At 72.4% G+C, this 13,080-nt stretch carries 9 protein-coding genes and 1 pseudogene; 5 read left to right on the top strand and 5 right to left on the bottom strand.

Annotation, left to right across the window (positions count from 1 at the left end; translation table 11 throughout):
- Nucleotides 1–147 precede the first annotated feature (147 nt).
- Entirely contained in the window at nt 148–1,785 is a 1,638-nt protein-coding gene (locus IEY98_RS02090; protein ID WP_189208571.1) for a long-chain fatty acid--CoA ligase, read from the bottom strand.
- Nucleotides 1,786–2,132: 347 nt separating this feature from the next.
- Here IEY98_RS02090 and mihF point away from each other — a divergent pair, with 347 nt between their 5' ends.
- From mihF to IEY98_RS02075, 3 genes are all read left to right on the top strand, one after another.
- Nucleotides 2,133–2,444 (top strand): integration host factor, actinobacterial type, encoded by a 312-nt coding sequence (gene mihF, locus IEY98_RS02085; protein ID WP_189208570.1) that lies wholly within the window; start codon nt 2,133–2,135, stop codon nt 2,442–2,444.
- 996 nt (nt 2,445–3,440) lie between these two features.
- Nucleotides 3,441–4,541, top strand: a complete 1,101-nt coding sequence (locus tag IEY98_RS02080; protein WP_229786475.1) for an isochorismate synthase — start codon at nt 3,441–3,443, stop codon at nt 4,539–4,541.
- Nucleotides 4,542–4,598: 57 nt separating this feature from the next.
- The gene (locus tag IEY98_RS02075) at nt 4,599–5,774 is read left to right on the top strand and encodes a PucR family transcriptional regulator (RefSeq protein WP_229786474.1); all 1,176 of its coding nucleotides are present in this window, start codon (nt 4,599–4,601) and stop codon (nt 5,772–5,774) included.
- A 3-nt stretch (nt 5,775–5,777) separates the two neighbouring features.
- On the opposite strand, the gene IEY98_RS02070 is transcribed toward IEY98_RS02075, so the two are convergent.
- Complete coding sequence (locus tag IEY98_RS02070; protein ID WP_189208569.1) at nt 5,778–7,469, bottom strand: AMP-binding protein; 1,692 nt, start codon at nt 7,467–7,469, stop codon at nt 5,778–5,780.
- A 137-nt stretch (nt 7,470–7,606) separates the two neighbouring features.
- Between IEY98_RS02070 and IEY98_RS02065 the strand changes: the two genes are divergently transcribed.
- Both IEY98_RS02065 and IEY98_RS02060 read left to right on the top strand, forming a co-directional pair.
- Nucleotides 7,607–8,467 carry a LuxR C-terminal-related transcriptional regulator gene (locus IEY98_RS02065; protein ID WP_189208568.1) on the top strand — a complete coding sequence of 287 codons (861 nt, stop codon included), beginning with the start codon at nt 7,607–7,609 and terminating at the stop codon, nt 8,465–8,467.
- Between the two features lie 78 nt (nt 8,468–8,545).
- On the top strand, nt 8,546–9,853 hold the full coding sequence (locus tag IEY98_RS02060) for an MFS transporter (protein WP_189208567.1): 1,308 nt from the start codon (nt 8,546–8,548) through the stop codon (nt 9,851–9,853).
- Between the two features lie 44 nt (nt 9,854–9,897).
- Here the strand turns inward: IEY98_RS02060 and IEY98_RS02055 are convergent, their stop codons facing one another.
- The 3 genes and pseudogenes from IEY98_RS02055 to IEY98_RS02050 all read right to left on the bottom strand — a co-directional run.
- On the bottom strand, nt 9,898–11,691 hold the full coding sequence (locus IEY98_RS02055; protein WP_189208566.1) for an AMP-dependent synthetase/ligase: 1,794 nt from the start codon (nt 11,689–11,691) through the stop codon (nt 9,898–9,900).
- 201 nt (nt 11,692–11,892) lie between these two features.
- On the bottom strand, nt 11,893–12,168 hold the full coding sequence (locus tag IEY98_RS33240; RefSeq protein ID WP_308425866.1) for a proprotein convertase P-domain-containing protein: 276 nt from the start codon (nt 12,166–12,168) through the stop codon (nt 11,893–11,895).
- A 111-nt stretch (nt 12,169–12,279) separates the two neighbouring features.
- Nucleotides 12,280–13,077: pseudogene (locus tag IEY98_RS02050) on the bottom strand (S1 family peptidase); the annotation flags it as partial.
- Nucleotides 13,078–13,080: the final 3 nt, after the last annotated feature.

Raw genomic sequence — 13,080 nt, 5'->3', positions numbered from 1 at the left:
TCAGCTTGCGGGCGCGTTTGCCCGATTCGGTCGGCAGCCCCGGTCACCTCCTCGCTCGCCCGGGTCAGCGCAGACCCTACCCATCGCGCCGCGGGGCCGGGGGCGGCTCCGGCGCGGCCCGCGGTCGCGGGCCGCGCCTGCGGGCCGTCAGTCCAGGTGCGTGACGTCCAGTCTGCCCTCGGCGTGCTGGGCGCGCAGGACCTTCTTGTCGAACTTGCCGACGCTGGTCTTGGGCACCTCCGGGATGAACGCCCAGTTCTCCGGGACCTGCCACTTGGCGACCTTGTCGGCCAGGAACCCGCGCAGCTCCTCGGGGGTGGCGCTGGCTCCCTCCCGCAGCACGACGGTGACCAGCGGGCGCTCGTCCCACTTCGCGTCCGGCACGCCGATCACCGCGGCCTCGGCGACCGACGGGTGCGCCATCACGTGGTTCTCCAGCTCCACCGACGAGATCCACTCGCCGCCGGACTTGATGATGTCCTTGGAGCGGTCGGTCAGCGTGAGGAAGCCGTCAGGGGTCAGCGTGCCGACGTCGCCGGTGCGCAGCCAGCCGTCGTGGAACTTCTCCGACCCGTCGCCGTCCTCGTCGAGGCGGTAGTACGACCCGGTGATCCACGGGCCCCTGACCTCCAGCTCGCCCACGCTGACGCCGTCCCACGGCACCTCGGCGCCGTCGTCGCCGACCAGCCGGGCGCGCACGCCCGCGGGCAGGCGGCCCTGGGTGTAGCGGTAGCGCCAGGTCTCCTCCTCGGAGCGGCCCGCGGGCGGGCGGCACACCGAGCCCAGCGGCGAGGTCTCGGTCATGCCCCAGGCGTGGACGATGTGCACGCCGTACTTCTCCGCGAAGGTGTGCATCATCGACGGCGGGCACGCCGCGCCGCCGACCACGACCTCGCGCAGGCTGGAGATGTCGCGCGGGTTCTGCTCCAGCGCGGCCAGCACGCCCTGCCAGATGGTCGGCACGGCGGCCGAGTGCGTGGGCTTGAGCGCCTCGATCATGGCCAGCAGCGGCTCGGGCTGCAGGAACCGGTCCGGCATGACCAGCGACGCCCCGCACATGAACGCCGCGTACGGCATGCCCCAGGACATGGCGTGGAACTGCGGGACGATCACCAGCGAGGTGTCGGCGGGGGACAGTCCCAGGCCGTCGCTCATGCAGACCTGCATCGAGTGCAGCCAGATCGACCGGTGCGAGTAGACGACGCCCTTGGGGTTGCCCGTGGTGCCGGAGGTGTAGCACATCGCCGCGGCGGCGCGCTCGTCCACGTCCGGCCAGTCGAAGTCGGCGGACTGACCCGCCAGCAGCTCGGTCCACGAGTGCACCTGGATGCCGTCGGGGGCCTGCAGCGCGTCCTTCGGGCCGTTGGCGACGATCACGTGCTCGACGGTCTGGAACGTGGGGAGGACCTTCGCCAGCAGCGGGGCCACGGTCGCGTCGACGATGACGACCTTGTCCTCGGCGTGGTTGGCGATGTAGGTCAGCTGGTCGGGGAACAGGCGCAGGTTGAGGGTGTGCAGGACCGCGCCCATCGCGGGGACGGCCAGGTAGGCGGTCTGGTGCTCGGCGTTGTTCCACATGAACGTCGCCACCCGCTGGTCCCCGGTGACGCCGAGGCCGCGCAGCGCGTTGGCCAGCCGGGCGGCGTCCGCGCCGATCTCGGCGAAGGTCGTGGTGCGCGCGCCGTCACCGGTCCACGTGCTGACCGTGCTGCCCGCGTGGACCCTCGATCCGTGCCGCAGCAGCGTTCCGATGGACAGGTTGCCGTCCTGCATGGTGCTCAACATCGTCGCTCAAGCTCCCTGGCGTTCGGTCCCCGACTTACTGGCGAGTAAGACGTGACTCTAGTGCGCGCCTGTGGCCCAGGACACCACCCGACGGCTAGTTGATCATGCTGTCACGCTCCGTCGTCACCCGTTGACGGGACGCTCCACAGGAGATTTCCGCGTGTCGGGGGTATGTTGCGACCCGAGGTGTCGTTTACTGGCCAAAGGCACCCGGGCAGGCCGGGTGGCACCGCCGACCACGGGTGGGGACGACAGCCTCCAGCGGTGACCGTGGGTAGTCGCGGTGCCGCACACCAGATGTGACCCCGCCGCCGCAACGGCGGGGTGGGAATGAAAGGACAATTACGTTGGCTCTGCCCACGTTGACCCCCGAGCAGCGCGCCGAGGCGCTCGCCAAGGCAGCCGAGGCCCGCAAGGCGCGCTCGGAACTGCTCGCGTCGATCAAAGCGGGGGAGAAGACCATCGCCGACGTGCTCGGCAAGGCCAAGGACGACAAGACCATCGGCAAGACCAAGGTCGCCGCGCTCCTCAAGGCCGTCCCCGGACTCGGTCAGGTGAAGGTCGCCGCCCTGCTTGAGCAGGCGGGCATCGACCCCGACCGCCGCGCAGCCGGCCTCGGCGAACGCCAGCGCGCCGCACTGATCGAGGCGCTCGGCTAGATCGGGACCTAGGTCCTTTTCGCAGGTGGGCACCCCCACGGGTGCCCACCTGCCGCTTTGCGTGGGCAAGGACACGCACTGCCCGTTCCGTCCCCCGACTCCCCGGTAGGCATGATGGGACCGTGGACGACGCGCTCGAACGGCCCACCCCGGCCGCCCCCGAACAGACCCTCGCGCCCGTCCACGCCTCCCCGAATCCCGGCTCATGGACCCCGAGCCTCGCCGCCTCCTGGCAGGCCCTCGCCCACGACCACGTTGCCCCGAACGCTCGCGGACGGACCACCAGTCCGACTGCCCCCTGGCAGGCCCTCGCGCGCGACCACGTTGCCCCGAACGCTCGCGGACGGACCACCAGTCCGACTGCCTCTTGGTTGGCCCTCGCACGTGATCACGTCGCCGCGAATCACGGCCGATGGACTATCAGCGCGGCTGCTCGCAGGCAGGTCCTCGCACGAGGTCACGTTCTCCCGAATCCCGGCGCTCGCACCACCAGCCCTGCCGCGCGCAGGCAGGCTCTCGCGCGCGACCATGCTCTCCCGAATCCCGGCGGACGGACGAGCGCCGCTGCCCCCAGGCAATCCCACCCGCGTCGCCACGTTCCCTCGAACGCCTGTGGACGGACCACCAGCCGAACCGCCCCCTGGCAGTCCCTCGCGCATGGCCACGGTCTCTCGATCCCCAGCGAAAGGACCACGAGCCCGGTTGCCCCGCGGCAGGCCCTCGCTCACGTTCTCGTAGATCCCGGTGGACGAACCACGTGCCCTGCTGCCCCCAGACAGGCCCACGCTCACGTTCCCGTAGATCCCGGCGGACGGACCACGAGCCCGGCGGTCCCCACGCAGGCCCTCGCCCACGCCCACATCCCCGCAAACCCCGGCGAACGGACCCCGCCCCAACCGGGGGCAAACCGCCCTCTTTTTCCAAACTACCGATATTCCGAACTTGTCAACAGGGGCACGGTGGCTGCCTGTGGATAACTCGGGTGCGGCTTCGCTCGTGGCCGGTTACCGCCCCGGCGACTTCCTGCTCGCGGGGCCGGAGACCACGGTGCACGCGCGGGGTGGTCAGGCCGTGGTCGCCGAGACCGATGCCGATGAACTCGCCGGGCGGGTGGCCAAGTTGCTGCTCGACACCGGCGCCCCGCTCGCCGTCGGGGCGTTGCCCTTTCTGCCCGGGGCGGCTTCGCATGTGGTGATTCCCGAGTCCGCGACGCGGGCCGGGCCTGCGGTAGCGCCTGCGGGGGTGCCGCCGCGGTGGGTGCCGGTGGAGCGGCGGTCGGTGCCGTCGGGGTCGGCGTACGAGGCCGCTGTCTCGGCCGCCGTGCGTACCCTGCGTAACGGGTCGGAGCTGCGCAAAGTGGTGCTCGCCCGGACCCTGGAGCTGGACTTCGCCGCGCCGGTCGACCTCCCCGGGCTGCTCCCGGGGCTGGTGCGGGCCAATCCGCGCGGCTACACCTTCGCCGCCGAGCTGCCCGACACCACGCTGGTCGGCGCCACCCCCGAGCTGCTGCTGTCCCGCCGAGGCATGACCGTCACGGCCAACCCGCTGGCCGGGACGCTCCCGCGCGGCGCGGACCCCGCCGCGGACCGGGCCAACGCCGCCGCGCTGCTGGCCTCGGCCAAGAACCTCGACGAGCACCGCGTCGTGGTCGACGCCGTGGTCGAGACCATGCGCCCGTTCTGCACGGCCATCTCCGTGCCGGAGCGCCCCGAGCTGATCAGGACGCCGACCGTGTGGCACCTGTCGACCCGGGTGACCGGGACGCTGGCCGACCCGGACGTCTCGTCGCTGCGGCTGGCCGCCGCCCTGCACCCGACCCCGGCCATCTGCGGCACGCCCACCGCGCTGGCCCGCGACACCATCGCCGAGCTGGAGCCGTTCGACCGCGGCTTCTACAGCGGCGTCGTCGGCTGGTGCGACGCCTCCGGCGACGGCGAGTGGGTCGTGGCGATCCGCTGCGCCGAGGTCGCCGGGTCGCGCATGCGGCTGTTCGCGGGCGCGGGGATCATGCCCGCCTCCGACCCGGCCGCCGAACTGGCCGAGACGTCGGCGAAGTTCGGCACGCTGCTCGGCGCGTTCGGGATCGATCCCGTGTGACAACAATTCCGCTACCGGCCGGTACGGAATGGGCAAAAACCGGGTTACAGTCGTGCGATGGGCGTTCCGACGGTCATGTCGCCGCTGCCGCCCGAGCTCGCCGAGGTGGCGAAAGCGCAGCTCGGACGGCTGCCGGTGCTCGCGGCCGAGCTCGCCGCGCTCCTGCGCGACAAGGAGGAGTCCTACCGGCGGGTCGAGGAGACCGCTCCCGATGAACTGCGCAAGGTGTGCGAGGTCAATCTCCGCAACGCCTTCGACGCGTTCCTCGAATGCCGCGACGTCCACATCGAGTGCGCCCGCAAGACCGCCCGCGCGCAGGCCCGCATGGGCATCCCGCTGCCCGCCGTCCTGCGGGCGTTCCGCATCGCGGGGACGTTCTCCTACCAGGCGATCGTGGAGCGGGCGATCCCGCCGGGGACGATCACCCCGGAGCAGCTGCTGCCGGTCAGCACCGCGATCTGGCGCATCGTCGACGCCTACTCCGAGACCATCGCGACGGCGTACACCGAGGTGGCCGCGGACGAGGCCCGCTGCGCCGAGAAGGCCCGCGCCGCCTGGCTCGACGGCCTCCTCGACGGCCGCGTCACCCGGCCCGCCGAGTTCGCCGACGCCGCCCGCGGCCTCGGCCTGCCCGTCGCGGGCCCCTTCGTCGTGCTGTACGCCGACGCCGCCGACCCCGCGCCGTCCACCGTGGTCGACCCGGCCCGCTGGCGCGCGGTCTGGCGGCGCACGGCCGACGCCGAGGTGGGCGTCGTGGTCGTGCCCGGCGACCTGCGCGGCCTGCGGCAGAGCCTGGACCGCCTCGCCGGGGCGGTCGGGATGAGCCCGCCGGTCACCGGCATGCACCTGCTGCCCGCCGCCCTGCGCCGCGCGCGGATCGCCCGCCGCTGCCTCGCCCCCGGCGAGCACGGCGCGGCCGCGTTCACCGACCGTCCACTCACGACACTCGTGGCGGGCGCTGGCGCGCTCGCCGGGGAACTCGCCCGCGACATCCTGGCGAACCTGCTCGCCCTCCCGGCGGCGGAGCGGGACGTCCTGCTGACGACGCTGCGCGTGTGGTTCGCCGAGCACGGCTCGGCCAAGGACGCCGCCGAGCGCCTCTTCGTCCACCCCAACACCGTGCGGTACCGCATCCGCCGGGTCCAGGAACTCACCGGGCGCGACCTCGCCGACCCGCGGGGCACGGCGGAGCTGTACCTGGCGATCGAGACGCAGCGCCTCGGCGCGGCCTGACCGTCAGCGCGGACCCTCCCGGCCGGTCAGCTCGGCGAAATCGCTGTCGCGGTACTCCTCAGCCAGCCGGACGCCCGCCGCCGCCTGCTCGCGGCCCCGCAGCTCGACCCGGCGGATCTTGCCCGAGATCGTCTTCGGCAGGTCGAAGAACTCCAGCCGCCGCACTCGCAGGTAGGGCGCCAGGTGCTCGCGCGCGTGCCGCAGGATCTCCAGCGCTGTCGCCGGGCCCGCCTCCCAGCCCGGGGCCAGCGACACGTACGCCTTGGGCACCGCCAGGCGCACCTCGTCCGGCGCGGGCACGACGGCAGCCTCCAGCACCGCGGGGTGCTCGACCAGCACGCTCTCCAGCTCGAACGGCGAGACCTTGTAGTCCGACGCCTTGAACACGTCGTCGGTGCGGCCGATGTAGGTCAGGTACCCGTCGGAATCCAGGGAGGCCACGTCGCCGGTGTGGTAGTAGCCGCCCGCCCTGACCTCAGCGTCCCTGGCCGGGTCGTCGCGGTAGCCGGTCATCAGGTTGAGCGCGGACAGCTCCAGGCACAGCTCGCCCTCCGACGACGACGGCTCGCCGGTCAGCGGGTCGACCAGGACCACGGGGACGCCGGGCAGCGGGCGGCCCATCGACCCGGGCTTCAGCGGCGCGCCCGGCGGGTTGCCGACCTGCGCGGTCGTCTCGGTCTGGCCGAAGCCGTCGCGCAGCGTCAGGCCCCACGCGGCCTCGATCTGGTCGATGACCTCGGGGTTGAGCGGCTCGCCCGCGGACACGACCTCGCGCAGCGCGCCCGGGCCGCCGGAGAGGTCGGCCTTGATCAGCATCCGCCAGACCGTCGGCGGGGCGCACATCGTCGTCACGCCCGCGCGGCGGACCTGGGCCAGCAGGGCGGCGGCGTCGAAGCGCGAGTAGTTGTAGACGAAGATCGTCGCCTCGGCGATCCACGGCACGAAGAACGAGCTCCACGCGTGCTTGGCCCAGCCCGGCGAGCTGATGTTCAGGTGCACGTCGCCGGGGCGCAGCCCGATCCAGTACAGAGTGGACAGATGGCCCACCGGGTACGACACCTGCGTGTGCTCCACCAGCTTCGGCCGGTTCGTCGTCCCGGACGTGAAGTAGAACAGCAGCGGGTCGTCCGCCGACGTCACCGAGGAGAACGTGCGCACGTCGGCCACGGAGTCGGCGGCGGAGTAGGAGTGCCACCCCGGCGCCGGATCGCCCACCACCACGCCGGTGACCCCGGTGAACTTCCCGGTGTCGGCGGCGTTGGCGATCACGAACCGCGCGCCCGCGCGCTCGATGCGGTCGGCGAGGTCGGCGGGCCCGAGGGCGGTCGTCGTGGGGATGATGACCGCGCCCAGCTTCATCAGCGCCAGCATCGACTCCCACAGCTCCACCTGGTTGCCCAGCATGAGCAGGACAGGGTCGCCGACCCCTACGCCGATGCCGCTCAGCCAGGTCGCCACCCGGTCGGACCGGCGCGCCATCTCGTCGAAGGTGTAGCGCGCCTCGGCGCCGTCCTCCTCCACGATCCACAGCGCGGTCCGGTCGTTGCCCCTGGCGATGGCGTCGAACCAGTCGACCGCCCAGTTGAACCGGCCATCGATGCGCGGCCAGCGGAATCCCGCCATCGCCGCGTCGTACTCGGTCCGGGAGCGGATCAGCAGGTCGCGGGCCTCGCGGTAGTCCTGCGTCGGCGTCATCGTGCGGCTCCTTCCCACGTCGGCGGTCAGGGTGGCCCGCGCGGGCCGCGGCGCTCTACCCCCGGAAGTGGGTAGGACGGTCGACTCCCCGTCCCCTGCGTCGTACCGTGGGCGGATCGACGCCAAGGAGCGGGCCGATGACGGACACCCGGTTGCTGCGCCCCGACGACCGCGCGGTCCTGCGCGCCGAACTGCGCGCGCTGCGCCAGTCGGGGGTGCCGGTCGCGTTCGCCGGTGAGGTCGCGGCCAACCGGCTGCGCCTGGTCGAGTTCGTCGGCACCCGCACCACCGGCCTGCACAACCTGGAGGTCCACGCGGGCACCGGGCTGGGCGGGCGGGTGTTCGTGCAGGGCCGCCCGGCCGGGGTGACCGACTACGGCGCCGCCCGCACCATCACCCACGACTACGACCGGCCCGTCCTCGCCGAGGGCCTGTCCTCCATCCTCGCCGTGCCCGTGCAGGCGGGCGGGCGCTGCCGGGCCGTCCTCTACGGCGCGCTGCGCCAGCCGCTGGCCTTCGGCGACCGGATGTGGGACCAGTTCATCGCCGCAGGCCGCCGCCTCGCCCACGAGTTCGCCGTCCGCGACGAGGTGGACTGCAGGCTGGCCATGGCCCAGTCGCTGGCCGCGGTCCGCCACCTCGAACCCGCGCAGGCCGCGACCCTGGAGGAACTGCGCTCGGTGCACTCGGAGCTGCGGGCCATCGCGGGCAGCATCGCCGACCCCGGCCTGCAGCGGCGCGTCTACGCCGCCGCCCAGCGCCTCGCCGACCTCGGCGACGGCGAGCCGACGCCGGAGCCAGCCGTCCGACTGTCCACTCGGGAGACCGACGTGCTCTCCCAGGTCGCGCTCGGCTGCACCAACGCCGAGGTCGCCGACCGGCTGGCGCTGTCGAGGGAGACGGTCAAGGCGTACCTGCAGTCCGCGATGCGCAAGCTGGACGCGCGCACGCGCCACGAGGCCGTCGTCCGGGCCCGCAAGGCGATGCTGCTCCCCTGACGGCTACCCCTTTCCGGGGGTATTCCGGCCAGCGTGGCTTCCCTCACACTCCCTGCCACGCAAGAGAGGGAGAGCCAGATGAGCACACCGATGCGCCGCGTCGCGCTCGCCAGCTGCGCGGGCACCACCATCGAGTTCTACGACTTCTTCATCTACGGGACGGCGGCAGCCCTCGTCTTCCCCAAGGTCTTCTTCCCCGCGCTCGGCGAGGCGGCGGGCACGGTGGCCTCGTTCGCCACCTTCGCCGTCGCCTTCGGCGCGCGGCCGCTCGGCGCGGTCCTGTTCGGACACTTCGGCGACCGGCTCGGCCGGAAGCGGACCCTGATCAGCACGCTGCTGCTCATGGGGATCGCCACCGTGCTCATCGGCTGCCTGCCCAGCGCGGCCAGCATCGGCGTGGCCGCGCCGATCCTGCTCGTCGCCCTGCGGATCGCGCAGGGGCTGGCGGTGGGCGGGGAGTGGGCGGGCGCGACGCTGCTGGCCGCGGAGTACGCGCCCGCGCGCAAACGCGGGCTCTACGGCGTCTTCCCGCAGCTCGGCCCCGCGCTGGCCTTCGCGCTCTCCAGCGTCACGTTCCTGATCGTCAACCTCTTCGTCGGGGAGGCCTCGCCCGCGTTCGTCGAGTGGGGCTGGCGGGTGCCGTTCCTGCTCAGCGCGCTGCTGCTCGCCGTCGGCCTCTACGTGCGGCTGGCGATCGACGAGACCCCGATGTTCCGCAAGGCGGTCGCCGACCCGGCAGCGCCGAGGGCGCGCGCCCCGATCGTCGGCGCGTTCCGGCACCAGTGGCGGGAGATCCTGCTCGCCGCGGGCGCGCTGGCGATGCTGTTCGCGTTCTTCTACATCGGCACGGCGTTCCTCACCTCGTACGGCACGGCCAAGGTGGGGCTGTCCCGCTCGGCCGTGCTCGCCATCGGCGCGGCGTCGACGATCGTCTTCGGCGCGGCGATCGCGCTGTCCGGCGTCTACTCCGACCGCGTGGGCCGCAAGCGCGTCGTGCTCGGCGCCTGCGTGGTGTCGGTGCCGTGGAGCCTGGTGATGTTCCCGCTGCTGGACACCGGGTCGGCCGTCGCGTTCGCCGTCGTCCTGATGGTCACCATGGCGGTCTTCGGCGTGGCGTACGGGCCCGCGGGCGCGCTGCTGCCGGAGATGTTCCGCACCCGCTACCGCTACAGCGGCGCGGGCATCGCCTACAACCTCGCGGGCGTGGTGGGCGGCGGCACCGCGCCCATCCTCGCCGCCGACCTCAGCGCCGCCCACGGCGGCGGCGCCGTGGGCGTGATGCTGGCGGGCTTCGGCCTGCTCTCGGTGGTCTGCACCCTCGCGCTCCCCGAGACCAGCGCGCGCGAGATGGAGGACCGCCAGGACGGCGTGCTCAGCGCCGCCTGAGACGGGACCGGGGTCGGGCCCTCGGCCCGACGCCGGTGCGCCCGCTAGCTGAACAGGCTGTCGACCTCGGCCTGGAAGTCCTTCATGATGACCCGGCGCTTGAGCTTCAGCGACGGCGTCAGGTGCCCGGTCTCCGGGGTGAACTCCGTGGCCAGGACGCGGAACCGGCGCACGGACTCCGCCGTGGACACCGCCGAGTTGCCCTCGTCGACGGCCTTCTGCACCTCGGCGAGCAGGTCCGGGTCGTCCACAAGGGACGCGATCGTCGCCTCGGCAGGCTTGCCCGCGGTGGTCTTCCAGTAGGCGAAGTACTCCGGGTCGAGCGTGATCAGCGCGGCGATGTACTTCTGGCCGTCGCCGACGACCATCGCCTGGGCCACGAGCGGGTGCGAGGCGATCCGGTCCTCGATGACCGCGGGGGCGACGTTCTTGCCGCCGGAGGTCACCAGGATCTCCTTCTTCCGCCCGGTGATCTTCAGGAACCCGTCGGCGTCGAGCTCGCCGAGGTCGCCGGTGGCGAACCAGCCGTCGGCGTCGATGGCCGCCTTGGTGGCCTCCGCGTTGTTCCAGTACCCCTGGAAGACGACCTCGCCCTTGATCTGGATCTCGCCGTCCTCGGCGATGCGCACCGCGGTGCCCGGGATGGGGCGGCCGACGGTGCCGGGCTTGAAGGCGTCGAGGGAGTTCACCGTGGACGCCGCCGTGGTCTCGGTGAGGCCGTAGCCCTCCAGCACGGTCAGGCCGACGCCGCGGAAGAAGTGGGTCAGCCGCAGGCCGAGCGCCGCGCCGCCGGAGATGGCGTACTTGGTCCTGCCGCCCATCGCCGCGCGCAGCTTGGCGTACACCAGCTTGTCGAACAGGGCGTGCTTGAGGCGCAGGCCGAGGCCGGGCTTGCCGTCGGCCTCGCTGTAGGCGATCGCGGTCGCCGCGGCGGCGTCGAAGATCTTGCCCTTGCCCGCCGCGTGCGCCTTCTGCCGGGCGCCGTTGTAGACCTTCTCCAGCACGTACGGCACCGACAGGATGAAGGTCGGGCGGAAGGTGGCCAGGTCGTCCATGACCTTCTTGACGTCCGGGCCGTGGCCCATGGTCGCGCGGCTGTAGACGCAGCCGATCTGCACCATGCGGCCGAACACGTGCGCCACCGGCAGGAACAGCAGCGTGCTGGGCTCCTCGGTGCCGCCGAGGCCGCGGAACAGCGGGGCCAGCGTCGTGGTGCCGTAGCCGCACTCGGCGAAGAAGTTGTCGTGGGTGAGCACGCAGCCCTTGGGCTGGCCGGTGGTGCCCGAGGTGTAGATGATCGTGGCGACGTCGCCGCCCTTGACCGCCGTGCGCCGCGCCTCGATCTCGGCGGTGTCGACCTCAGCGCCGCCCTCGACGATCTTGTCGACGTCGTCGATGCGCCAGACGCTCTTGAGCGCGGGCAGGGCCGGGCGCACCTGCTCGATCCTGGCCAGGTGCTCGTCGGTCTCGGCGATGATGGCCACCGCGCCGGAGTCGGACATGATCCACTGGATCTGCTCGGCGGAGGAGGTCACGTAGATCGGCACGGTGACCGCGCCAGCCGCCCAGATCGCGAAGTCCAGCAGCGTCCACTCGTACCGGGTCGCGGCCAGGATGGCCACCCGGTCGCCCGCGCCGACCCCGGCGGCGACCAGGCCCTTCGCCGCGGCGACGACCTCGTCGCGGAACTGCTCGGCGGTGACGTCGACCCAGCCCGCCCCGGAGCGCCGTCGGAACGAGACGTGGGTGGGGGCCTCGACGGCGTTGGTGAAGACCAGGTCCGCCAGACCGCCCGCCTCGGTGCGCTTCTCCACGGGGGGAACGGCGAATTCGCGCATGATCTGCTCCTCGGCGACACGACGCAGGCAGCGGCGCAAAGCGGCTACCTATCGGTAACTTTCCCGGGTATCTTGCCTGCCGATGTCGGGTTCGGCCAGAGGGTGTGCGCAAAAGATATGCGCACGGTCGTGCGGATATGCCAAAAAAGCGGCCCCGACCAGGTGGAACTCACCTGATCGGGGCCGAAGGGGCACAGCGGGTCAGAACACGAGCTTCCAGGCGTCGATGTAGCCGGTGTCGGCCCGGTAGACGTCCCGGACCTGCAGCTTCCAGGTGCCGTTGGCCGCCTCGGACGACGCGTTCACCGTGTAGGTGGCGATCACGTTGTCGGCGGAGTCGGAGCCGCTGGAGTTCTTCAGCCGGTAGGCCGTGCCGTCGGGGGCGATCAGGTCGACCACCAGGTCACCGCGGTAGGTGTGCCGGATGTCCACGCTGACCTGCAGGTCCGACGGCGCGTTGCCGGACAGGCCGGACACCGCGATGTCGCTGGTGATGGCCGAGCCCGCGTCCGGGATGGTGACGTTGTTGGTGTTCTCGAAGGTGTCACCCGGCGGGTCGGGGTCCGGGTCCGGGTCGGGGTTGCCGCCGAGGTCGGCAGCGGCCGCCCTGATCGCCGTGGCCAGCGCGCTGACCTCGGCGTACACGCCCGGGTAGCCCGGGCGGGCGCAGCCGCGGCCGTAGGAGACGATGCCGACCTGGATCCACCGGCCCGCGCTGTCCCTGCGGAACATCGGTCCGCCGGAGTCGCCCTGGCAGGTGTCCACGCCGCCCTGGTCGTAGCCCGCGCAGATCTCGACCGCGGTCTTCATCGACGGGTAGGACTGGCGGCACTCGGCGTCGGAGACGAACGGCACCTCGGCCTTGAGCAGGTAGCGCTGCTGCGCCCCGCCCTCGGTGGCCGCGCCCCATCCGGCGATGGTGAACGTGCCGCTGTTGTACTCGCTGGTGGTGGCGATCGGCAGCAGGGCAGCGCCGGTGATCGGCTGCGACAGCCGGATCAGCGCCCAGTCACCGCCCGCGGACGTGCTGTAGCCGGGGTTGCGGTAGACGTAGTTCGACGTGCGCCGGACCGCGCTGCTGCTCTGCAGGTCGACGACGCCGTAGGTCGCGGTGATGCTGGTGTTCGGCCCGGTGCTGTTGACGCAGTGCGCCGCGGTGAGCACCAGCGACTCGGTGTACATCGCGCCGCCGCAGCCCATGGACAGCCGCACCATCCACGGGAACTCGCCCTGGGCGGCGCGGGTGCCGCCGACGACCTGGACGCCCACGTCGCCGGGGTCCGACGACGGCGGCGCCGCGGCCGCCGTGCCGACGGCGGCGGCCATCGTGACCACCGCGCCCGCCGCGGCCAGCGCGGTTCTGATGAACCACTTGCCCTCTGTCATGGT

The sequence above is a fragment of the Actinokineospora fastidiosa genome (assembly GCF_014648415.1).
Classification (GTDB): domain Bacteria; phylum Actinomycetota; class Actinomycetes; order Mycobacteriales; family Pseudonocardiaceae; genus Actinokineospora; species Actinokineospora fastidiosa.
This window is presented reverse-complemented; position numbering and strand designations above follow the sequence as displayed.

What these genes read in the sequence shown, in the direction of transcription:
- IEY98_RS02055 (WP_189208566.1), bottom strand. Translation starts at nt 11,691, where the DNA reads ATGCGCGAATTCGCCGTTCCCCCCGTGGAGAAGCGCACCGAGGCGGGC.
- IEY98_RS02070 (WP_189208569.1), bottom strand. Translation starts at nt 7,469, where the DNA reads ATGACGCCGACGCAGGACTACCGCGAGGCCCGCGACCTGCTGATCCGC.
- IEY98_RS02075 (WP_229786474.1), top strand. Translation starts at nt 4,599, where the DNA reads ATGGGCGTTCCGACGGTCATGTCGCCGCTGCCGCCCGAGCTCGCCGAG.
- IEY98_RS02065 (WP_189208568.1), top strand. Translation starts at nt 7,607, where the DNA reads ATGACGGACACCCGGTTGCTGCGCCCCGACGACCGCGCGGTCCTGCGC.
- IEY98_RS02060 (WP_189208567.1), top strand. Translation starts at nt 8,546, where the DNA reads ATGAGCACACCGATGCGCCGCGTCGCGCTCGCCAGCTGCGCGGGCACC.
- IEY98_RS02090 (WP_189208571.1), bottom strand. Translation starts at nt 1,785, where the DNA reads ATGTTGAGCACCATGCAGGACGGCAACCTGTCCATCGGAACGCTGCTG.